This window comes from Pseudomonas sp. FYR_2, assembly GCF_043106425.1.
Lineage (GTDB): Bacteria > Pseudomonadota > Gammaproteobacteria > Pseudomonadales > Pseudomonadaceae > Aquipseudomonas > Aquipseudomonas monteilii.
The window spans coordinates 217,302-239,278 of the sequence record NZ_JBICMM010000018.1 but is presented as its reverse complement, the minus strand read 5'-3'; the positions used below and the strand labels follow the sequence as shown (position 1 = coordinate 239,278).

At 63.9% G+C, this 21,977-nt stretch carries 20 protein-coding genes; 12 read left to right on the top strand and 8 right to left on the bottom strand.

Going from position 1 to position 21,977, the window contains the following annotated elements; genetic code table 11:
• Positions 1 to 117 precede the first annotated feature (117 nt).
• The 6 genes from ACF8R4_RS08735 (at position 118) to ACF8R4_RS08710 (ending at position 7,867) form a co-directional block, all read left to right on the top strand.
• Complete coding sequence (locus tag ACF8R4_RS08735) at positions 118 to 2,361, top strand: TonB-dependent receptor (RefSeq protein WP_392492217.1); 2,244 nt, start codon at positions 118 to 120, stop codon at positions 2,359 to 2,361.
• A gap of 59 nt (positions 2,362 to 2,420) precedes the next feature.
• Positions 2,421 to 4,868, top strand: a complete 2,448-nt coding sequence (locus tag ACF8R4_RS08730) for a TonB-dependent receptor plug domain-containing protein (protein WP_392492216.1) — start codon at positions 2,421 to 2,423, stop codon at positions 4,866 to 4,868.
• Between the two features lie 198 nt (positions 4,869 to 5,066).
• Positions 5,067 to 5,819 (top strand): ABC transporter permease, encoded by a 753-nt coding sequence (locus ACF8R4_RS08725; protein ID WP_156867387.1) that lies wholly within the window; start codon positions 5,067 to 5,069, stop codon positions 5,817 to 5,819.
• A 10-nt stretch (positions 5,820 to 5,829) separates the two neighbouring features.
• Positions 5,830 to 6,585, top strand: coding sequence for an ABC transporter permease (locus ACF8R4_RS08720; RefSeq protein WP_392492213.1), 756 nt, complete (start codon positions 5,830 to 5,832; stop codon positions 6,583 to 6,585).
• An 11-nt stretch (positions 6,586 to 6,596) separates the two neighbouring features.
• Positions 6,597 to 7,382, top strand: a complete 786-nt coding sequence (locus tag ACF8R4_RS08715) for an ABC transporter ATP-binding protein (RefSeq protein WP_060497232.1) — start codon at positions 6,597 to 6,599, stop codon at positions 7,380 to 7,382.
• A gap of 188 nt (positions 7,383 to 7,570) precedes the next feature.
• Positions 7,571 to 7,867, top strand: a complete 297-nt coding sequence (locus tag ACF8R4_RS08710; RefSeq protein ID WP_104834515.1) for a chorismate mutase — start codon at positions 7,571 to 7,573, stop codon at positions 7,865 to 7,867.
• Between the two features lie 85 nt (positions 7,868 to 7,952).
• Here ACF8R4_RS08710 and ACF8R4_RS08705 read toward each other — a convergent pair whose 3' ends face one another.
• The gene (locus tag ACF8R4_RS08705; RefSeq protein WP_367616146.1) at positions 7,953 to 8,069 is read right to left on the bottom strand and encodes a hypothetical protein; all 117 of its coding nucleotides are present in this window, start codon (positions 8,067 to 8,069) and stop codon (positions 7,953 to 7,955) included.
• 7 nt (positions 8,070 to 8,076) lie between these two features.
• Here ACF8R4_RS08705 and ACF8R4_RS08700 point away from each other — a divergent pair, with 7 nt between their 5' ends.
• The 3 genes from ACF8R4_RS08700 to ACF8R4_RS08690 all read left to right on the top strand — a co-directional run bounded on the left by ACF8R4_RS08700 (position 8,077) and on the right by ACF8R4_RS08690 (position 9,860).
• Positions 8,077 to 8,229 carry a hypothetical protein gene (locus tag ACF8R4_RS08700; protein ID WP_156342042.1) on the top strand — a complete coding sequence of 51 codons (153 nt, stop codon included), beginning with the start codon at positions 8,077 to 8,079 and terminating at the stop codon, positions 8,227 to 8,229.
• 79 nt (positions 8,230 to 8,308) lie between these two features.
• Complete coding sequence (locus ACF8R4_RS08695; RefSeq protein WP_060497234.1) at positions 8,309 to 9,172, top strand: sensor domain-containing diguanylate cyclase; 864 nt, start codon at positions 8,309 to 8,311, stop codon at positions 9,170 to 9,172.
• 19 nt (positions 9,173 to 9,191) lie between these two features.
• Positions 9,192 to 9,860: a bifunctional 2-polyprenyl-6-hydroxyphenol methylase/3-demethylubiquinol 3-O-methyltransferase UbiG gene (locus ACF8R4_RS08690; RefSeq protein WP_060497270.1), complete on the top strand. Its 669-nt coding sequence runs from the start codon at positions 9,192 to 9,194 to the stop codon at positions 9,858 to 9,860.
• Positions 9,861 to 9,890: 30 nt separating this feature from the next.
• Here the strand turns inward: ACF8R4_RS08690 and quiC are convergent, their stop codons facing one another.
• Positions 9,891 to 11,798: a 3-dehydroshikimate dehydratase QuiC gene (gene quiC, locus ACF8R4_RS08685; protein WP_060497235.1), complete on the bottom strand. Its 1,908-nt coding sequence runs from the start codon at positions 11,796 to 11,798 to the stop codon at positions 9,891 to 9,893.
• 287 nt (positions 11,799 to 12,085) lie between these two features.
• Between quiC and ACF8R4_RS08680 the strand changes: the two genes are divergently transcribed.
• Entirely contained in the window at positions 12,086 to 13,459 is a 1,374-nt protein-coding gene (locus tag ACF8R4_RS08680; protein WP_060497236.1) for an MFS transporter, read from the top strand.
• 35 nt (positions 13,460 to 13,494) lie between these two features.
• On the opposite strand, the gene ACF8R4_RS08675 is transcribed toward ACF8R4_RS08680, so the two are convergent.
• The 5 genes from ACF8R4_RS08675 to ACF8R4_RS08655 all read right to left on the bottom strand — a co-directional run bounded on the left by ACF8R4_RS08675 (position 13,495) and on the right by ACF8R4_RS08655 (position 19,616).
• Positions 13,495 to 14,907: a DOPA decarboxylase gene (locus tag ACF8R4_RS08675; RefSeq protein ID WP_104834514.1), complete on the bottom strand. Its 1,413-nt coding sequence runs from the start codon at positions 14,905 to 14,907 to the stop codon at positions 13,495 to 13,497.
• Between the two features lie 81 nt (positions 14,908 to 14,988).
• A complete protein-coding gene (locus ACF8R4_RS08670) occupies positions 14,989 to 15,933 on the bottom strand; it encodes a LysR family transcriptional regulator (RefSeq protein ID WP_060497238.1) in 945 nt (314 codons plus the stop codon).
• 152 nt (positions 15,934 to 16,085) lie between these two features.
• The gene (locus ACF8R4_RS08665) at positions 16,086 to 16,796 is read right to left on the bottom strand and encodes a YebC/PmpR family DNA-binding transcriptional regulator (protein ID WP_060497239.1); all 711 of its coding nucleotides are present in this window, start codon (positions 16,794 to 16,796) and stop codon (positions 16,086 to 16,088) included.
• Positions 16,797 to 16,893: 97 nt separating this feature from the next.
• Positions 16,894 to 18,285, bottom strand: a complete 1,392-nt coding sequence (locus tag ACF8R4_RS08660) for an FAD-dependent oxidoreductase (RefSeq protein WP_392492208.1) — start codon at positions 18,283 to 18,285, stop codon at positions 16,894 to 16,896.
• Between the two features lie 14 nt (positions 18,286 to 18,299).
• Positions 18,300 to 19,616, bottom strand: a complete 1,317-nt coding sequence (locus ACF8R4_RS08655) for an MFS transporter (protein ID WP_019097816.1) — start codon at positions 19,614 to 19,616, stop codon at positions 18,300 to 18,302.
• Positions 19,617 to 19,859: 243 nt separating this feature from the next.
• Between ACF8R4_RS08655 and ACF8R4_RS08650 the strand changes: the two genes are divergently transcribed.
• Together ACF8R4_RS08650 and ACF8R4_RS08645 are read left to right on the top strand one after the other, a co-directional pair.
• Entirely contained in the window at positions 19,860 to 20,729 is an 870-nt protein-coding gene (locus ACF8R4_RS08650; protein ID WP_025752728.1) for a LysR substrate-binding domain-containing protein, read from the top strand.
• Between the two features lie 76 nt (positions 20,730 to 20,805).
• The gene (locus ACF8R4_RS08645) at positions 20,806 to 21,177 is read left to right on the top strand and encodes a DUF2784 domain-containing protein (protein WP_019097817.1); all 372 of its coding nucleotides are present in this window, start codon (positions 20,806 to 20,808) and stop codon (positions 21,175 to 21,177) included.
• Here the strand turns inward: ACF8R4_RS08645 and tam are convergent.
• Positions 21,167 to 21,949 carry a trans-aconitate 2-methyltransferase gene (gene tam / locus ACF8R4_RS08640; RefSeq protein ID WP_019097818.1) on the bottom strand — a complete coding sequence of 261 codons (783 nt, stop codon included), beginning with the start codon at positions 21,947 to 21,949 and terminating at the stop codon, positions 21,167 to 21,169. The genes ACF8R4_RS08645 and tam overlap by 11 nt on opposite strands.
• Between the last annotated feature and the right edge of the window lie 28 nt (positions 21,950 to 21,977).

Below are 21,977 nucleotides of genomic sequence, written 5' to 3'. Positions count from 1 at the left end.
ACCTGCAACACCGCCGAAGAAATCCATTAAAAATCATATATATCAATAACTTAAAAAAATGGCACAGTCCCTGCTCTAGCCCTCCCCAACAACGCTTTACATACGGGGAGATCCACCATGCATCCGCTCAACCCACTGGCCCGCCAGATCAGCCTTGCGCTGCTGCTGGCCGGCACCGGCAGCCAGGCCATCGCTGCCAACGAAGACAACAAGAACGAACCCGCCCTTGAAACCGTAACGGTCACCGCTCAGCACCGAGAGCAGACCTTGCAGGAAGTACCGGTTGCGGTGTCGGCCATCAAGGGCACCAGCATCACTGCCGATGGCGTGCGCTCGATGGGCGACATCACCACCTTCGTGCCCAACGCCTCGGCCAAGAACCCCGACGGCGACGGCCGCCCTCGTTGGTATATCCGTGGCCTGGGCACCGGCGATACTGGCGCGGCAACCGTATTCCCGGTGGGCATCTACGCGGACGATGTCTACCTCAACGCGCCCATCGCCGGTGGCGGGCCGCTGTTCGACCTGGAACGCATCGAAATCCTGCGCGGGCCGCAAGGCACCCTGTATGGCAAGAACACCACGGCCGGCGCAGTGAACGTGATCTCGAAGAAGCCCACCTTCGACACCGACGGCTATGGCACTGTCGGCTTCGGCAGCAAGAACGAGCGTATCGTCACCGGTGCCATCGGCGGTGCGCTGGTCGATGAAAAACTGGCCGGGCGAGTCGCGCTGTATTCCGAAGAGCGTGACGGTTTTCAGAACAACGACTTCGACGGCAACACCTACGGTGATGTGAACAAGAAAGCCATCCGTCTGCAGTTTCTGGCCCAGCTCAACCCCGACCTGGACGCCCTGCTCAAACTGCACAGCCGCCAGTTCAAAGGCGATGGCAGCAACGGCTCGCTGCCGGTTGGCCGCTACTACAACGTCGGCTACGAACGCCCGCACGGCCGCGATATCTCGCTGAACGTTAACGAAGACTATCGCCTGGACCACGATGGCGCCTCGCTGACCTTCAACTGGTACCTCGGCGATTACACCCTGACCTCGATCAGCGCCTACGACTACCTCCGCAACCGCTCCACCAGCGATGCCGACTACACCCCCTACGAGGTCAACGGCGCGGCCATCACCGACAACAGCTACCGCCAGTGGTCGCAAGAGCTGCGCCTGGCATCGCCGGAAGACCGCCCGCTGCACTGGCTGGTGGGTGCGCACTACTTCCATGAAGACCTGGACAGCTCGGCGCAACGCATCGTCACCCCCGGGCCGACGCCCAACGGCACCGGTTCGAACCAGGTGGGCACCACCGCGTTCCGCGACCTGGGTTACGACCACCGCACCGACAGCTACGCGCTGTTTGGCAACCTGACCTACGACTTTACCGATGACTTCAGCGTCACCGGCGGCCTGCGCTGGACCCAGGAGAAGAAAGACATCGACCTGGACCTGGTGCAACTGACCCGCGCCACCGCCAGCGGCCCGCTGATACCGCTGGGCGGTGTGGGCACCAACGGTAACCGCCAGGAAGACAAGACCTGGGAAGCCTGGACCTACGACCTCACCCCCGAGTACCGCATCAATGACAACCTGCGGGTGTTCTTCCGCTACGCCCACGGTTTCCGCTCGGGTGGTTTCAACACCGGGCTTTCGACCAGCCTGGCACAGCTGACCACGGTCGACCCGGAAGAGCTGGACGCCTACGAGCTGGGGCTGAAGTCGGAGTGGTTCGATCGCCGCCTGACCGTCAACGCCAACCTCTTCTACTACGACTACTCCGACATCCAGGTGAACCTGCTGACGGTGAACAACGGCGTGCTCACCACCGCACTGACCAACGGCGCCAAGGGCAAGGTCAAAGGCGCAGAACTGGAAATCGAAGGCCAGCCGACCGAGCGCCTGCACCTGCGCGCGGCGGTGTCGTTCCTCGACACCGAATACACAGACTTCAAGAACACCAACCCTACCACCGATGCGGTGACGGGCGACTACAGCGGCAACAGCTTCGTGCGCTCGCCCCGCAACGTGGTGTCGCTGGGCGCCGACTACACCATCCCGCTGGAAGTGGGCGGCAAGCTGGTGGCCGGTGGCGACGTGAGCTTCCGTGACAAGGAGTACTTCCTGGCCGACCGCCAGAGCAGTGCCGACGCCACCCTCAGCCAGCCCCACTACACCCTGGCCAACGCCCGTCTGAGCTGGTTCAGCCACGACGACAAGCTGAGCGTGACCGGCTTCGTCAACAACCTCACCGACCGCCGCTACCAAGTGCATGGCCGGCCCAACGGCACTGCCGGGCAGTACGTGATCACTTACGGCGACCCGCGCACCGTCGGGCTCAGCGTTACCAGCCGATTCTAGGTTGTCCTTCCGGGCCCTATCACCGGCACTGCCAATACATCATTCAGCAGGAACACCCCATGCCCCACCACCCCCCCTTGGCCAGCGCCATCGCCCTGGCCATCGCCGGCCTCGCCGTGCCCGCCTTCGCCGCCGAACCCAACGACCGCCTCGACACCGTGGTCGTGGTCGGCACCCACCGCAGCGACGTGACCGCCCTGCAAAGCGCCGCCCCGGTCGATGTACTGAGCGGCGAAAAACTCAAGGAAACCGGCGCCAGTGACCTGTCCGCCGCACTCACCGCACTGTCGCCCTCGTTCAGCTTCCCGCAATCACCACAAGGAGCTTTCGCGGGCTCCATCGCCCAAGGTGCCTCGCTGCGCGGCCTTGCTTCGGACCAGGTGCTGGTGCTGGTCAACGGCAAACGCCGCCACACCAGCGCCAACGTTACCCGCCAGGGCTTGGTCAACGCCCGTGGCGCGGCAGCGGTGGACCTCAGCCTGATCCCGCTGTCGGCCATCGAGCGCGTGGAAATCCTGCGTGACGGCGCCGCCGCCCAGTACGGCTCGGATGCCATTGCCGGGGTGATCAACATCGTGCTCAAGGCGCGCGACGAAGGTGGCAACGCCGGCTACCGCTTCGGCGGTTACAAGAAAGGCGACGGCCTGCAACGCAAACTCAGTGGCTGGAAGGGTTTCGCCCTGCCCAACGACGGCTTCCTGACCCTGGCCTTCGACGCCGGCAGCCAGGACCCGGCCAGCGACACCCGCGACGACAACCGCCTCTTCTACCCCGGCTCTACCAGCATCGACACCGCGCGTGAGCAAAACAACCGCTACCGCAACTGGCGTTGGGGCTCGGGCAATGTCTCGGACCAGTACAACTTCACCGCCAACGCCGAAATGGGCTTGAGCGACGGCCTTAGCGCCTACGGTTTTGCCACCTACGCGCACAAGAACACCGACGCCGAGAACTTCTTCGACCCGCCCACCACCCTGCGCAGCAACTACGGCAGCGTGGCCCTGGCGCGCTACCCCGACGGCCGCCTGCCGGTCACCCGCTACGGCCTGGAAGACTTTGCGGTCACCGGCGGCCTGCGCCTTGAAGACGAAACCGTAGGCAACTTCGACCTGGCCTTGAACTACGGCGACAACCGGGTCGAATCCACCGACCGTAACGCCATCAACCCCAGCTGGGGGACGGCGAGCCCCTCGACGATCTACACCGGCCGCCGCGAAGCCGACCAGACCAACCTGACCCTGGACTGGACCCGCGACTTTGCCAACGACTGGCTGTTCAAGCCACTTACAGTGTCTGCCGGGCTGGCCTGGCGTCAGGAAAACTACGACCTGACCGAGGGCGACGCCGCCGGCTGGTCCAACGGCCCCCTGTTCAATACCGTTGACCCGGCCTCTGGCCGACGCATCCCCGGCTATTACTCGGGCATCACCCAGGTCGATGCCGTGTCGCTGGACCGTCGCGTGATCGGCGCCTATGTCGACGTCGAAGCCCAACTGACAGAAAAATTCCAGGCCGGTGTGGCGGTGCGCAGCGAGCATTATTCGGACTTTGGTGACACCACCAACGGCAAGCTGTCGCTGCGCTACGACTTCACCCCGCAGATTGCCGCACGGGCCAGCGCCAGCACCGGCTACCGTGCGCCTTCGCTGGTGCAGAGCGGGCTGTCGTCGTTCAGTGTGCAAGTAGTAGAGCAGCCGCCAGGCAGTGGCAACTGGGTCGAGGTGCAGCAGCGCACCCTGCGCGCCGACAGCCCGGAAGCCGCCTTGCTGGGTGGCAAGGCGCTGAAGCCGGAAGAGTCGACCAACTTTTCCGTGGGCCTGGTCTGGCGGCCGGTGCCCAATGCCTCGGTCACCCTTGACGCTTACCGCATCGACATCGACAACCGCATCACCCTGTCCGACCAGTTGCCTGCATCGGTGGTGGGCCCGATCTTCGCCGGCACCCCCTACGCCAACATCCAGAGTGCGGCGTTCTATACCAACATCGCCGACACCCGCACCGACGGTTTCGAGTTGGCGGGCCATTATCAGCTGGACGTGGGCCGCTGGGGGCGCGTGGACTTCAACGGCGGCTATGCGCGCAACAACACCCGCATCACCGGGCTGGATGATGTGGGCAACATCCCCGGCAACCAGATCATCGGCCGCAATACCCAAGGGCTGATCGAGGATGGCACGCCCAAGGACAAGCTCACGCTCAGCGCCAACTGGCTGTATGACAACTGGAGCGTCACCGTGGCTCAGCGCCGATATGGCGAGTGGAAAAACCGCAACGCCGCAAACCCCACGCTGGACCAGACCTTCAGCCCGCAGTGGGTAACCGACCTGGATGTGTCGTACCGCTTCGACCTGGGCTTGACCGTGTCGGCGGGCGCGATCAACCTGTTCGACAGCCACCCGGACAAGCTCAAGGGTGCGCAGTTGTATGGCGTGCCCAAATACTCCATCACCAGCCCGGAGGGGGCGCAGGGAGCGTTCTACTACACCAGCGTGAGTTACGACTTCTAGGCTGAAACCGCGTTGGCTTCTTCGCGGGCAAGCCCGCGAAGAAGCCAACATCGATGCTGCTGACGGACTGCTGCTGCAGCAGCACCCTGCTGCGTCTCCAGCACCATCCTCTTCCCTCAGCCCCGCATTCCGGGGCCTGCGCCGCGTGGCACAGCTCTTGCGATACCCCCAACACCTTCTGTTTTCCCAAGGCTTGCCATGCGCGTGCTCTCTACCCTTTCCTGGTTCATCTCCCCCCTGGCCCTGCTCACGCTCTGGGCCGTGGTGGCCAATGCCGGGCTGTTTCCGGCCAACCTGCTGGTCCCGCCGCAAGAGGTCTGGCTGAGCCTCAACGACCTGCTGACCACAGGTGAACTTCAGGCGCATCTGGCAGGCAGCCTGTCGCGCCTGGCCCTGGGCTTCACCGGCGGCGCACTGGCGGGCCTCGGCTTCGGTGCGGCGCTGGCCCTGTCGAAAACGGTGGAGGCCTACTGCGCCCCGCTGTTCCACACCCTGCGTCAGGTGCCGAGCATCGCCCTGATCCCGATGTTCGTGCTGATGTTTGGTGTCGACGAAACCTTCAAGGTAGTGATCGTTGCCAAGACCGCGTTCTTCCCGGTGGCACTGGCCACCTGTGAAGGCATCCGCGCCATCCCACGCAGCCATTTCGAAGTGGCGGCGGTGTACCGCTTGCGCTGGCCGACGCTGGTGGGGCGAATTGCCCTGCCCGCTGCAGTACCGGCCATTGTCACCGGCATTCGCGTGGCCCTGACCCGCGCCTGGGTGGTGCTGGTGGCCTGCGAGCTGCTGGCGGCAGACAGCGGCCTGGGGCAGATGATCGAGATGGGCAGGCAGATGCTGCGTATCGATGTGGTGATGGTCGGCGTGGTGCTGACTGGGCTGATCGGTTTTACGCTGGATTTCACCCTGCGCCGTGTGGAGCGGCGCTTGTCTGCCTGGCAAAGCCGCTGAGGAGGCTGTGATGAAACTGCAAACATTGCGCGGTCTGGTATTGCCACTGTTGCTGCTCGGCGCCTGGGAGTACGCCTCGCGCCAGGGCGCCGCCGGCGCCTATGCCTTCGTGCCGCTGGCGCAGGTGGGCACGGCCTTGGCCGCGTTGCTGGGCAGCGGTGAATTGCTGGTCAACCTGTGGGCCAGCTTGCTGAGCACCTGCAGCGGCCTGGCCATCGGTATTGTCGGCGGTGTTGGCCTGGGCGCGCTGATGGCCCTGTCCGCACCGGCCAACCGCCTGATCGCCCCGCTGTTCCACGCCCTGCGCCAGGTGCCGATGCTGGGTTGGATTCCGTTGATTGCGTTATGGCTGGGGAACGGCGAAGGCGCCAAGCTGCTGATTGTCAGCCTGGCGGCGTTGTACCCGATGGTGCTGAACACGTTCGAGAGCCTGCGCCAGGTTGCCGGTCAGCACCGTGAAGCCGCGCAGGTATTGATGCTCAGCCGTTGGCAGCAACTTCGACTGATCCTGCTACCCGCCGCCCTGCCAGGCATCGCCGCCGGGGTGTTGCAGGCCCTGGCGTTCGCCTGGGTAACCTCGGTGGGCAGCGAGCTGTTCCTGTCTGCCGGGGCCGGCCTTGGCAGCTTGATGATGACCGCCGAAGCCGGGGCGCGCATGGAGATCATTGTGGTCTGCGTGCTGTGCATCGGCCTGTGTGGCTACCTGATGTCCTGGCTGAGCACCCTCCTCACCCGCCGCCTGCTGCGATGGCGTACCACCTCTTGAAAGGCCCGACCATGAACGCCATCGCCCATGCTTTACCCACCAGCGCCATCACCGGCGCACTGACCCTTCGCGGCCTGAACAAGGCGTACACGCTCAAGGGCAAGGCTGTACCGGTGTTGCAAGGCATCGACCTGGACATCCGCCCCGGCGAGTTTGTCAGCATTCTCGGCGCCAGCGGCTGCGGCAAATCCACCCTGCTACGGTTGATCGTTGGCCTGGACCAGGCTTACCAAGGGCAGATCCTGCTGGATGGGCAACCCGTGCGCGGGCCAGGCCTGGAACGCGGCATCGTGTTCCAGGACCACCGCCTGTTCCCGTGGATGACCCTGCAGCAGAACATCGCCCTGGCGTTGAAAAATCATGCACTGCCGACGACCGAGAAGAATCGATTGGTGGCCGAGCACATCGAACGGGTGGGTCTGAGCGGTTACGAGCAAGCCTATCCGCACCAGCTTTCCGGTGGTATGGCCCAGCGCGCGGCGATTGCCCGGGCGCTGGTGAACAAGCCCAAAGTGCTGTTGCTGGACGAGCCACTCGGCGCGCTGGATGCACTGACCCGGGTGCGGCTGCAACAGGAGTTGCAGCGCATCTGGGTGCAGGAGCGCTGCACGGTGATCATGGTGACCCACGATATCGAAGAAGCACTGTACCTCGGTGACCGGGTGATCGTGATGGACGCACACCCGGGACGGATTCGTGAGGATCTGCGCATAGACCTGCCCCATCCACGCCAGCGCGATAGCCAGGTACTGCAGAGGTACAAGCAGCGCTTGCTAGGGGAACTTGTGGGGCATTGACGGGTTGTGAACGGCAAGACAGGGCTTGCCAATGACTGGCAGCTGAAACTGGCGGCGCTTGGGAGCAGGCCTGGCGGGGAACTATGGGCATTACGGGGCACCCAGGCACGCAACGTTGAACCTGCGCTACGACCTCTGAGCCTCAGCACCTGTGGTACTGTGCCGCAACCCCTTAAGGAGCTTCACACATGGACGTACGCTGCACATCGATCGAAGATGTCCGCACGCGCATCGATCATATCGATCAGAACCTGGTCGCCCTGCTCGCCCAGCGCGGCCAGTTGGTAGCCCAGGCGGCTACTTTCAAAAAGACCACCGATGACGTCCGCGCACCCGCACGGGTCGAGCAAGTAATTGCCAAGGTGAGAGGAATTGCCGAAGAAACGGGGGCTTCGCCAGAGGTGGTGGAGCGGGTTTATCGGGCGATGATTGCAGCGTTCATCGATGAAGAGTTGAGCGTGCATGCCGGTTTGGCCGGCAAATAAACCGGGGCTGCGCGGCAGCCCCGGTATTTGAAGCCAACAACTTACCCTGGGGCTGCTCAACTGGCCAAGGTGAAGTCCGCTGCGGTTACTGTGGTTGCATCCGCCCCCCTACCAGGCGGATGGCGTCGGTGGCGCCAATGCTGACCAGCGTATCGTCGCCAACATCACCGTTGAGGTAGTCACTGCCGCTACCACCCGACAGGATGTCGTTGCCAGCGTCACCGAACAGTGTGTCGCTGCCAGCGAAGCTGAACTACCTGATGTCGCGGCTGCGGCTGGCCTCGTCGGTGGGTAGCCTGGGCGATGACGACATCGAGCAGATCAACAATTACCTGGGGCCGGAACTGATGGTAAGCAATTGATCGGAGCACACACGGTAGCGGTGGCCGGTCTATTGGCGTCAGGCTATGATCGGTCACCCCTCCGCGGACACCCTGCCCCATGCCCGTAGACCTGCAAGCGCTATACCCCAGGCTGATCCACCTGATGCTGGACACCGTGTTCGTGGTCGACAGGGACAACCAGATTGTCTTCGTCAGCGATGCCTGCGAAGCGCTGCTGGGCTACCAGGCCCGCGAGCTGATCGGCACACCGATCACCGACTACATGCACCCGGACGACCTGGCCATCACCCGCGCGTCGATTGTAAGGGTGATGAACGGGCAGCCCCATTACGACTTCCGCAACCGCTATGTGCGCAAGGATGGCGAGATCGTGCATATCCTGTGGGCAGCCAGCTGGTCCGATGAGGCGCAAGCGCGCATCGGTGTGGCGCGGGATGTGACGGCACTGCACCAGGCAGAAGAAGCGCTGCGCTTCCTGGCCCATTACGACCCGCTGACCCGACTGGCCAACCGGGCCATGTTCAACGAACGGCTCGGCAACGCACTTGCCACAGCCCGGCAGCAAGAGCATCGGCTGGCGTTGCTGTTTATTGATATCAATGACTTCAAGCAGATCAATGACAACCACGGGCACAGCGTGGGCGACCGGGTACTGTGCATAGTGGCACGGCGCCTGGAAGACTGTGTAGGTAAAAACGGCACCGTGGCGCGCATGGGCGGAGACGAGTTTACCGTGCTGCTGACGGATCACCCGTCGCCGGAGGCGATTGCCGAACACGTCGCCAACATCCTGGCAGCCATGGCCGAGCCACTCGGCGTCCAACTGCCCGGCGTCGACGCGCCGTCCTGCAGCATCGGCGTAGCCTGTTTCCCTGAGGACGGCCACGATGCCGACCTATTGCTGAGGCACGCTGATGGAAACATGTATCAGGTCAAGCGACAGAGGACCGCAGCCGGCTGAACAAGAAAGGACCATGATCATGCCCAACCCTGAAGACGCTTTGCTCGACAGTTGGCAGCACAACGCGCAAGCCTGGATTGACGCCGTGCGCAGCGGCGCCATCGAAAGCCGCCGCCAGGTCACCGACCAGGCGATCCTGCTGGCCATTCTTGGCCGCCAGCCCGAACGGGTGCTGGACCTGGGCTGCGGTGAGGGCTGGCTGCTGCGCGCCCTGGGTGATCGCGGGATCGAAGCCGTGGGCGTCGACGGCGACAGAACCTTGGTGGATGCCGCGCGGGCTGCGGGCTCGGCCGAGGTGCACCTGGCCAGCTATGCGCAGTTGGCCGAGGCCAACGTTTACGTAGGCAAAGGTTATGACCTGATCTGTGCCAATTTTGCGTTGTTGCACCAGGACATCATTCCGCTACTGGTAGCGATGCACGACCTACTGGTGCCTGGCGGTGCGCTGGTGATCCAGACGCTGCACCCATGGGGCGTGGCGGGCGGGGACTATCAGGATGGTTGGCGGGAGGAGTCATTTGCCGGGTTTGCCGGGGATTGGCAGCCAATGCCCTGGTATTTCCGTACCCTGGCCAGCTGGCTGAATGCAATGGACATGGCGGGGCTTCGGCTGGTCAGCCTGCAGGAGCCGCAGCACCCGCAGAGTGCGGTGCCGCAGTCCTTATTGATGGTGGCTGAGCGCCCTTGAAGGCGCTCAAGCCCCCACCCAGCCCAAGCTTCAGAGCACTGGCTTGCGCACCGCCCCGCTGCGGGCTTTGGCCATGGCCGCCAGGCGCACCGCAACGTTGGCCGCGCCGTAACCGGCATAGCCACCCTTGCGCTGGATGATCTCGAAGAAGAAGCGCTCTTCGAACGGTTCGGTGTACACGTGGAACAGCTCGCCGCCCTGGGCATCGCGGTCGTACAGCACGTTGTAGTACGCCAACTCGCTGAGGAACTCGTCGTCAAAGTCGAAGCGTGCCGCCAGGTCGTCGTAGTAGTTCAGCGGGATTTCCAGCAACGGCACACCAGCCAGCTTCGCGCGCGCCACTTCGCGGAAGATATCGTCACAATCGAAGGCGATGTGATGAACACCGGAGCCGCGATAGCTGGACAGCGCATGGGCGATGGCGGTGTTGCGGTTTTCCGAAATGTTCAGCGGCAAGCGCAAGGTGCCGCACTGACTACGCAGCGCGCGGCTCTTGACCAGGCCGTACGGGTCGGGCAGCACCACTTCGTCATCAGCGGCGAAATCGAACAGGCTCTTGTAGAACAGGACCCAGCTGTCCAGCGACTCGGCCGGCAAGGCCAGGGCCATGTGGTCGATGCGGCGCAGCCCACCGGTGGCGGTGGCGTTCTTGTCCAGGCTGAAATCGGTATCGTACAGGGTCTGGCCGGCAGTGCCCTGCTCTACCAGGTAGAGCAGGCTGCCATCCGGCGCACGCACCGCCGGTACTTCACATTCGTTAGGGCCGACCAAGCCCCGGAACGGCTGGCCACGGTAGGCAGTCGCGCGCTTCAGAGCTGCTTGCTGGTCCTTGACCCGCAGCGCGGTGGCGCACAGCGACGGGCCGTGGGCCTCGAAGAAGTTGTGGCCGAAGGAATACGGCTCGGCGTTCAACACAATGTTGATATCGCCCTGGCGCAGCAACTGCACTTCTTTGCTGCGGTGTTTGCCGGCTTCGGCAAAACCCAGGCGTTTCAGCCAGCTGGCCAGACGCGCGCCAACGGCTTCGTCAACCGCGAATTCGAGGAACTCCACACCGTCATAGGTGCTTGCCGCTGGCGGGGTGAACAGCACGCCAGGTTCGATCGGCGTGTTTTCCTGCTCCAGGCGCAGGCGGGTCTGCTCTTCGAGATACAACAGCGAGCGCAGGCCATCAGCGGCGTTTTGCCGTGGCGGCGCAGCGCGGAAGCCGTCGTTGAAGATTTCCAGCGATAGCGGGCCACGGTAACCGGTGGCAAGGATCGGCGCCAGGAAACCGGCCATGTCCATTTCACCCTGCCCCGGGAAGCAGCGGAAGTGGCGGCTCCACTCCAGCACATCCATGGCCAGAATCGGGGCGTCGGCCATCTGCACGAAGAAAATCTTGTCGCCGGGGATGTCGCGGATCGCGCTGGGGTCGCCCTTCAGGGACAAGGTGTGGAAACTGTCGAGGATCACCCCGAGGGCCGAGTGGTCGGCCTGGCGCACCAGGTTCCACACTTGCTGGTAGGTGTTGACGTGGCGGCCCCAGGCCAGCGCTTCGTAACCAATGCGCAGGCCGCGCTTGCCGGCGTGCTCGGCCAGCAGGCGCAGGTCATCGACCAGCAACTGTTCTTCGCCCAGGGCATCGGCCTGGACGTTACTGCACACCAGCACCAGGTCGGTGCCCAGCTCCTGCATCAGGTCGAACTTGCGTTCGGCGCGGTCGAGGTTTTTCTGCAGGCGGTCGCGGCGGCAGCCTTCAAAGTCGCGAAACGGCTGGAACAGGGTAATGGCAATGCCAAGATCAGCGCACATCTGGCGCACCTGGCGCGGGCTGCCGGCGTAATAGAGCAGGTCGTTTTCGAAGATCTCGACGCCGTCAAAACCGGCGGCGGCGATGGCTTCGAGCTTTTCCGGCAGGGTGCCGCTCAAGGACACGGTAGCGATCGAACGCTGCATGGCGGGAGTTCCTTGTTGTTAGAAAATGACGGTGCCAGTCAGGTAAAAACCACTGTCACAGTTTATGGCACGATCGATTATTCGCAGGTAAAGTCGCCGCTTCAATCTCTTTGTACGGAATGGTTAGTTTTGCGTTCGATTATCGCACAAAACCCAATTTAACGAATTGCTAGACCGCAGCCCCAGGGTCAACATGAGACCCAGACGCAGGCACACCGACCACTGCCTCCTGCCTTGGCGAACGTATGGCGGAGCCTGCGCAAACAACAATAACAACGGAGACAACGATGGCTCACTCCAGCTCGCAAGCCAAAAAAGCGACCGCCAGTGGATGGATAGGCTCGGCACTCGAGTACTACGACTTCTTCATCTACGCTCAGGCCGCTGCGCTGATTTTCCCGCAGATCTTCTTCCCCAATACCGACCCGAAAATGGCCATCATTGCCTCGTTGGCCACGTACGGCGTGGGCTACCTGGCGCGCCCGGTCGGCGCCTTCGTACTGGGCCACTGGGGTGACACTCGCGGGCGCAAGAACGTCCTGCTGCTGTGCATGTTCCTGATGGGCCTGTCGACCATGGCCGTCGGCCTGCTGCCTACCTACCACGACATCGGTTACCTCGCCCCGGCCTTGCTGGTGGTGCTGCGCCTGATCCAGGGCTTTGCCGTGGCCGGGGAAATTTCCGGTGCCAGTTCCATGATCATGGAGCACGCGCCATTCGGCCGAAGAGGCTATTACGCCAGCTTTACCCTGCAAGGCGTGCAGGCTGGCCAGGTACTGGCAGCGGCGGTGTTCCTGCCACTGGCCTACTTCATGCCTAACGAAGCCTTCACCGAATGGGGCTGGCGCATTCCGTTCCTGTTGAGCGCCATCGTGCTGATTGCCGGTTTCATCATCCGTAAGGAAGTGCACGAAACTCCGGCGTTCGTGAAGGAAGAGAAGCAGGACAAGGTTGCCAAGTCGCCCATCAGCGAGGCCTTCCGCCACAGCTGGAAGCACATGGTGCTGGTGATGTTCATGGCCCTGATGAACGTGATCCCGGTGGTGGCCACCATCTTCGGTGCGGCCTACGCGGTGCAGCCAGCCTATGGCATCGGCTTCGACAAGAGCGTGTACCTGTGGATCCCGGTGGTCGGCAACATCGTCGCGGTGCTGGTGATTCCGTTCGTGGGTAACCTGTCGGACAAGATCGGCCGTCGCCCGACCATGATCGCCGGTTGCCTGGGCTCTGGCCTGCTGGCGTTCGTCTACCTGTATGCAATCAGCATTCAGAACGTGCCCATGGCGTTCGCCGCATCGATCATCATGTGGGGCATGGTTTACCAGGGTTACAACGCGGTGTTCCCAAGCTTCTACCCAGAGCTGTTCCACACCCGCTACCGCGTTTCGGCCATGGCCATCGCACAGAACATCGGCACCATGCTGACCGCCATGCTGCCAGCGCTGTTCGCCCTGGTCGCACCGCCCGGCTCGGACAACATCCCGCTGGTGGTGGGTAGCCTGGCGTTCTTCATTACCTGCGTGTGCGCCCTGGCGGCCTACATTGCCCCGGAAACCCATCGCCTGGCGATGGAAGACCTGGGTAACCCAGACGCCAAGCCGATGGAAAAGGATGCTTACGAGGCTAGCCGTAAAGGCAGCTTTCAGGCAGTGAGCCACTGACAGATGGCCGGGGCCGCGTTGCGGCCCCGGCACTTTCAACCTTCAACCACTTCCTGCAAGCGCGCCCACAGTCGCTCCACATCCCCTCGCTCAGTCGGCAGCGCACCGATCGAAACCCGCACCATCCAGCGCCCATCCAGTGTCGCTGGCGTCACATAGGCATCGCCAGAAGCATTCAGCCGGTCGGCCCACCCCTTGGTATGCGCATCCAGTGCCTCCCCCTCCAGCCCCGCCGGTCGATGGCGAATGCACAGGGTCTGCAACTGCACCGGCGCCAACACCTCCCACTCAGCCGCCGCCGCAACCTGCGCCGCCAACCATCGGGCATTGTCCAGGTCACGCCGCAACCGCGCCTGCAATGCGTCAACGCCCTCGCTGCGCAGCATGAACCACAGCTTCAACGCGCGGAACCGTCGGCCCAACGGGATGCCCCAGTCACGCAGGTTCTTCACCTCACCATCCACCGCCGATTGCAGGTAGCTGGGGTTGGTGCTCATCACCCGAATCAGGTGCTGCGGATCGCGCACGTAATAGATCGAGCAATCGAAGGCCACACCCAGCCACTTGTGCGCGTTGACCACCACCGAATCGGCCAGCTCGATGCCATCCCACATCCAGCGGCACTCAGGCAGGATCATCGCGGAACCGGCCATGGCCGAGTCCACATGCAGCCACAAGCCATGGGCCTGGGCGATTTCGCCGATCGGGCGCAGCGGGTCAAGGGCGGTGGTGGTCGTGGTGCCAGTGGTGGCCACAACCGCGCAAGGTTGGTTGCCGGCAGCCAGGTCCTGCTCGATCGCCGCCCGCAAGGCCTCTGGACGCAAGGCGTACTTTTCGTCTGTGGGGATGAGGCGGATATTATCGCGGCCAAAACCCGCCAGCAGCGCGGCCTTGTCTACCGAGCTGTGGGCATGAGCACTGACATACACGATCAAAGGCCTGGCTTCGGCCTGCAGGCCGCCGCGTACCAAGGCGTAGTCGGTGGCGCGTTCACGGGCGCTGATCAGCGCCACCAGGGTGCTGGTCGACGCGGTGTCCTGGATCACTCCGCTCCACTGGCCAGACAGGCCCAGCAGCTGACGCAGCCAGTCGAGGGTGGTTTCTTCCAGCTCGCTCAGTGCCGGGCTGGATTGCCAAGACAGGCCCAACACGCCCAGGCCGGTGCTGAGGAAATCGCCCAATACGGAAGACAGGGTGCCATTGGAGGGGAAGTAGCCGTAGAAGTCCGGGTGCTGCCAATGGGACAGGCCGGGCATGACCAGTTGGTTGACGTCATCGAGAATGGCCTCGAAGGGTTCGCCCTGCTGGGGGGCGGTGTCAGGCAAAGCAGCCTTGAGGTAGCCGGGCTCGACCTGAGCCATGACCGGGCGTTCGCCGACGGTTTGGCGGTAGTCGGCGATCAGGTCGATCAGTTGGTGGCCGTATTGGCGGAATTGTTCGGGGGTCACGTGGGGGCTCCTGTGGTTTTTCCACTGCCCCCAGTCTAGGTACCTGTGCCAAAGCGAATAACCCCGCCTTGCGCATACCTGCTATGGCAAACCCGCATGCCCACCCTGCACGCCAAACTGCGACTGTCGCCACAGCTCGAACACCCGGTTGCGCAACCAACGGTGCTCGGCCGAGGCCTGCAGGCGCTGGTGCCACACTACCCAGTAACGCTGGCTGTGGTCGATGAAACCCAGCGGCCGCCAGGCCAGATCATGCAAGCGGCACAGTTGCCGGGCAATGTGCTCGGGTACGGTTGCCACGGCCTGGCTGTTGGCGATCACCTGCACAGTGGCGGAGAAAAACGGCACTTCCAGGCTGACCCGCCGCTGCAAGCCCTGGACGCGCAGGTGGCGGTCGATGAAGCTGTCCTTGTCGCCACCGCCGGAAATACGTACGTGCTTGTGCGCCAGGTAATCGGCCTGACTGAGTGCGGCATGGGCAGCTAGCGGGTGGTCGTGACGCATCAGGCACACGGCGCGGTCCTCGCCCAGCAGACGCCCGTGCAGGTTGGGCGGCGACTCGTCGAACAGGGTGGTGGCCAGGTCAATCTCGCCGCTGGCCAGCAAGGCGTACTGGCCGGCCTGCCAGGTACGGTACTCCAGCGATACGCCCGGTGCTTCACGCTCCAGCGCGGCCACCAGCAGCGGCAGCATGTGCTCGGCCACGTAGTCCGAAGCAGCCAGACAGAAACGCCGCTCGCAGCGTGCCGGGTCGAACACCGCGGGCTGACGCAGAGCCTGTAGTTCTTCGAGAACCTGGCGCAGGGGTTCGACAAGGGCTTCGGCGTGTTCGCTCAATACGTAGCCACGGCCCTGGCGTACCAGCAGCGGATCGTCGAAAGCTTCGCGCAGGTGGGCCAGCTGGCGGCTCAGGGCCGACTGGCTGACGCCCAGGCGCTCGGCGGCGTGGCTGAGGTTTTTCAGCTGTAGCAGGTGGTCGAGGGTGCGCAGGTGGGCGAGGCTGAGGGAGGCGAAGGTGGGGTTCATGCAGGCTCCCTGCGGTGGCATTCAAGGGCCTATTCGCGGGCTCGCCCGCTCCCACAGATTCATCGCTGTATTGAAAGCTGCGGTGAACCTGTGGGAGCGGGCAAGTCGGTGCGCCGAACCGCCGCGAAGGGCCGCAACGCGGCCCCGGCTTTTTAAGCGGTCAGACCAACGTACACGTTCTGCACGTCATCGTTCTCGTCGATCGCTTCAAGGAACGCTTCAACCTCAGCCAGTGCTTCAGCGCTCAGGCTGGCCGCACTCACCGGGTTTTTCGGGGTGTAGCCAATCTTCGCCGAGGTCACGGTGAAGCCATGTTCCGGGAGGGCCTTCTGTACCGCGTCCAGGTCGGTGGTGTCGGTAATGAACAAGGTCGAACCCTCTTCTTCACCTTCCTCGAAATCCTGGGCGCCGGCTTCGATGGCTGCCATTTCCGGGTCGGCGTCGCCTTCCGGAGTGGCTTCGATCAGACCGACATGGTTGAAGTCCCAGGCCACAGAACCACTGGCACCCAGCTGGCCCTTGCGGAACAGTACGCGGATTTGCGCGACGGTACGGTTGACGTTGTCGGTCAGGCACTCGACGATCAGTGGCACCTGGTGCGGTGCAAAGCCTTCGTAGCTGACGGCGTGGTACTGCACGGCATCACCGTCCAGGCCCGCGCCCTTGCGAATCGCACGCTCCAGCGTCTCGCGGGTCATCGAGGCCTTTTTGGCTTGCACGATGGCCAGGCGCAGGCGCGGGTTCATATCAGGATCGGCGCCCGACTTGGCCGCGATCTGGATTTCCTTGGACAGCTTGCCCATGACCTTGCCTTTGGCATTGGCCGCTGTTTCTCTATGTTTGGCTTTCCACTGTGCGCCCATGTCGACTCTCTTGTTTCAGCGGCCGGTTCAGGAAGCGACCGGCCAAAAGTGGGTGCATTTTATACGCCCTCACGCATGGGATCGACAAGAAATCTCATCAGCCTTTATCGGCCTTTCCTGCTGCCGCGGCAAACCGCGCCAGGCGCACATCCAGCCGTCGCGGCCGCATGCCGAGGTCTTCGGCGCGCTCCTTGCGGCGGATGGCATTGCGCACCATCAGCGAACCCAGGTAGCGCACAGGCTCGGGCGGGAACAGCCCCAGCGGCCCCTTGACCAGCGGCGAACGGGTCCAAGGGTTGTCGAGCCCCAGCGCCAGCGACGACAGAATCTGCCCGCCCATATGGCAAGGCCCCACACCACTGCCCGAATAGCCAAAGCCATAGAAAACGTTGCCCTGCCCGTCCAGCCGGCCAAAAAACGGCAAGCCGGTCACCGAGCGGTCCGACGGCCCGTTCCAGCTGGCCGCCAGCGGCACTTCGGCCAAGGCCGGGAAAAACCCGCCCAGGCTTTCGCGCAGCAGCGGCCGGTATGGCGACGGCTGGTCGAACACCGGCAGCATGCGCCCACCATAGGCAAAGGTATTGCCGCCTTTGCCAAGCATCAGCCGTCCATCGGAGGTGTTGTGGTAGTAGTGCACGAAAATGCGCGAGTCGAGCACGCTGATGCCGCTGTCCAGGCCGATCTCGCGCAGCAGCTCGGGGCACGGCTCGGTGATTACCATGTCACTGGAAACGATCGCCACGCTGCGCTCGAACTGCGGGAAAGCCCGCGCCATCCAGGCATTGAGGCCCAACACCACGCGGTCGGCGCGCACCGTGCCATGGGCCGTGCGCACCTGCACCGGGGCGCCGTGCTCCAGGCCACTCATGGCCGTGCCTTCATGAATGCGCACGCCGCGCTGTAACGCCACCCGGCGCAGGCCACGCACCAGCTTGCCCGGCTGCACCGTGGCGGCAGCTGGCGAGAACCAGCCCTCCAGGTGCCTTGCCGAACCCGCCAGACGCTGGACTAGGTCCAGCGGCAGGCGGCGAAACGAGTTGATGCCCTTCTGCTCCAGCGCCGCGATCACTGCATCGGTGGCGCCGACCTGAGCGGCGTTGGTGGCGGTGTACAACGTGCCATCCAGGCGGTAGTCGCAGTCGATGCCATTGGCCGCGCAGAACGTACCGATATCACCGATGCTGCGCTCCGACTCGCGCACCAGGCGTACCGCCTCGGCCACCCCGAACAGGCGTTCGAGGGTGAAGTACTTGGCCGACCAGGACAATGTGCAACCGCCGTTGCGGCCACTGGCGCCGGCGCCGCAGATATCGGCTTCGATCAGCACGACATCCAGCGCCGGCACCGCTTCCTTGAGCATCAGTGCTGTCCACAGGCCGGTGTAGCCGCCGCCGACGATGCACACATCGCAACGGGTATCGCCCTGCAGCGGTGGGCACACCGCCTCCTGCGCCGAATCCAGGGCCTGTTGCAGCCAGAAGGGTCTCATTCGCTTGCTTTCCTTTAGGTACGCAGTGGCTTGATTGCCATGCTGGTATTCGGTGCCACGTCAGCGCTTTGCGGGGTGCTGGCCGGGCGGCTGTTCCAGTGCGGCAGCAGCACCAACGCCGAGAACAGCGCGCAGCCGGCGAACACGATGAACACCGTGACACCATCGAAGTACCCCGGCAGGAGCCCACCCAGCACCGCCCCCACCGAGCCACAGCCGTTGACGAAGCCCGCGGCTGTCGCACCGGCCTTGGCAGTACCGAAGTCGATGGCCGCCGCGCCGCTGATCATCGAATCTGGCCCGTACAGGGTCAGGCCCATGACGAACAGCAACGCCACCACCAGCATCACGCTGCCGGTGTGCATGGCCGCCATGAAGGCCGCCAGGGTCACCGTCAGCAACACCAGGCTGATCACGCAAGCCGGCATGCGGCGGGCGCCGAACAGTTTGTCGGAGGCCAGGCCAATGATAATCGGGCCCAGCAGCCCGGCCAGTTCAAAGGCGGTCGGGATGATTGCCGCACCCACCTTGCCCACCGAAGGCATCTGCTCGAAAACGATTACCGGCCCCCACAGCAGGATGGCGTAGCGCGCAGGTTTGAGCAGGAAGTACGCCAGGCCTAGCGTCAGCACGGTGCGGTTGCGCAGGATCTCTTTCAGCGGCGCCCACACACTGCACAGGTTGCCGGCCGGGGCCATGCTCTGCGGCTCGGGCTCTACCGCCGGCAGGCCGACATCTTCAGGTTTGTTGCGCTGCAGGATGAAGAACAGCACGGCCACCAGCGCCACCACGGCGGCACTGGAGAAGAACGCCGCGTGCCAGGTGCCGACCAGTGTGTAGGCCCACCAACCCGCGAACGGCGAAGCCACCAGGCCGCCGAAGGCATAGCAGGAACTCCACAAACCCAGTACCCGCCCGCGCTGCGAAGCCGGGAAGAAGCTGCCGATGTTCTTGCACAACCCGGCCCAACCGGTGGATTGCGCCAGGCCTTGCACCAGCATGCAGGTGGCAAAGATCGGGAAGGTGGCGTAGCTGCCCATCACCACCGCCGCCACGGCGGAAATCAGCAACCCGCCCAGCACCACCACACGCGGGCCAAAGCGGTCGGCGAGCATGCCCCAGGTGAACTGGCCCACGGCGTAAGCGGCGAGGTAGATGGCGTCGAGATTGGCCATGGCGGCCTTGTCGAGCATGAAGTTGGGGTCTTCGGCGATGCCCAGCTTGGCCACCGAGAAGGCTTTACGGGTGAAGTAGAAGGCGGCGTAGGCCAGCCAGGTGATGGCGAAAATCTGGATGCGCCAGCGTTTGAACGCGGCTAGTGATTGATTCATGTACGTCTGACCTCTTTCTCAAGTGTGCCGGCAGAATGTGAAGAAACGCCTGTCTTGTTCTTGTGTTACGCACAGCGATGACGAGGCTGTCATCGGGTCAGATGGCACCGTGTGGGCACCATGGCCCTGGCGGCATTCGTGGTGCCAGCGTCGGGCTGACATGCATGGAAACAGTTGCGCTAAGATAAATAAAATCGATTTATCGTATTTCACACATAAGCTCAGCTTGTTACTGAGGTGGTCATGTCGGTTTCCCACGCACAACTGAAGGCCTTCCATGCGGTGGCCGTGCACGGCAGCTTTACCCGCGCGGCAGAAAAGCTGTTTCTTACCCAGCCTGCGGTGTCGGACCAGGTGCGCAAGCTGGAGGAACGCTTCGGCGTTTTGCTGTTCCACCGCAACAAGCGTTCGGTGCAGTTGACCGACCTCGGTGAGCGCTTGCTGGGCATCAGCCAGCGCCTGTTCGCCTGCGAAGCCGAAGCCCATGACCTGCTGCAGGATTCGCGTGCCCTGCACACCGGCAGCCTGGTGCTGGCGGTGGATGCGCCGGTGCACGTGCTGCCGCAGATCGCTCGCTTCTGCCAGCGCTACCCGGGCATCCAGGTGAAAATCGAGACCGGCAACACCGATGAGTCACTGGCCCGGCTGTTCAGCTACCAGGCCGACCTGGCGCTGCTGGGCCGGGATGTGGACGATGAGCGGCTGCATTGCCTGCCCCTGCGCCGCGACCCGATGGTGGCGTTCGTTTCCCACCACCACCCGTGGGCCAGCCGTGGTTCGATCAGCCTGGCCGACCTGGACGACACACCGCTGGTGCTGCGCGAGCCTGGCTCGGTGACGCGCCAGACCCTGGAAGAAGAAATGCAGCGGGCCGGGCTGCGGATTCGCCCGGCGATCCAGGTGGAAGGCCGCGAGGCGGCGCGGGAAGCGGTGGTGGTGGGGATTGGCGTGGGGGTAGTGTCGGCGGCGGAGTTTGGCGCCGATGCGCGGGTGTGTGCGCTGCCGATTGTGGACTGCCAGCGGCATTTGACCGAGACGTTGGTTTGCCTGAGCGAGCAGCGCACGCGACGGGTCGTGGCGACCTTTTTGCAGATGGTCGAGGAAGGGATGTAAGCCCGCGAAGAGGCCAGCACGGGGAACCCAACTATGCTGGGATAACCTCTAATCTCTTACCACGAATTCATCACCCATGCTTTACCGCCTTGCCGCCGACACCCTGGTCCTGCTGCACCTGGCCTTCATCCTGCTGGTGCTGTTCGGCGGCCTGCTGGTGCTCACGTGGCGCCCCGCCCTGCTCGTCCATTTGCCAGCCCTGGCCTGGGGCCTTGCGGTGGAATGTCTGCACCTGGGCTGCCCGCTCACCACCTGGGAAAACCGCATGCGTAGCGCGGCCGGTGACGCCGGCTACCAAGGCGGTTTCGTCGAGCACTATATCTGGCCACTGATCTACCCCGCCGGGCTGACGCCGCACATCCAGCTGCTGCTGGGTTGCGTTGTGCTGCTGCTCAACCTCGGCGTCTACAGTTACGTGGCCTGGCGCTGGCGCCACCCTAGCGGGTAGCGATCACGAACAACCGCGGGAACGGCAACAGTACCTTGCCATCGGTGGCCGGTGGGTAGTCTCGCTGCATGGCCTGCAGGTACATCTGCAGGAAGTCGGCCTGCTCCTGTTCATCAAGCCTGGCCAGATAAGGCCGCAGGGCCGAACCCTTGAACCACTCCACCACCGCTTCGGCGCCACCCGGCAGCGGGTGGTGATAGGTGGTGCGCCACACATCCACCCTCGCGCACAGTGGGCTGAGCAGGTCGTAGTAGAACGCTGCGCTGTGCCGTGGTGGCAGCTGGAAATCGGCGAACTTCGCCGCCCAGGGGCCTTGGCTGGCAATCTCGCGCAATTGCCGGTGTGCCGGTTCGTCAAGGTTGTCCGGGGTCTGCACGGCCAGGCTGGCGCCTTCGCTCAGCTGGCGCACCAGGTGCGGGTACAGCGAAGCGTGGTCGGGTACCCACTGCAGCGAGGCATTGGCCAGGATCAGGTCTTGCGGTTCCGGGGCGGACCAGCCGGCAATGTCCGCGACGGCCGTGCGTACCCGGGGGATGCACAACCGTTTGCGCTCACGGGCCTTGTCGATCATGTCCGGGTCGCTGTCCAGGGCGGTTACCTGGGCATCGGGGTAACGTTGCAGCAGCACTTCGGTGGAGTTGCCCGGGCCGCAGCCCAGGTCGGTAGCGTGGCGCACCGGACGCGGCGGAGTCGGGATGGCAGCAAGCAGGTCGCGCACAGCGCGGGTACGTTCATCTTCGAACAGGGAATACTGGGTGGCGGACCAAGCCATGTCGGGCTCCTTGGGCGGGCGATGTGTC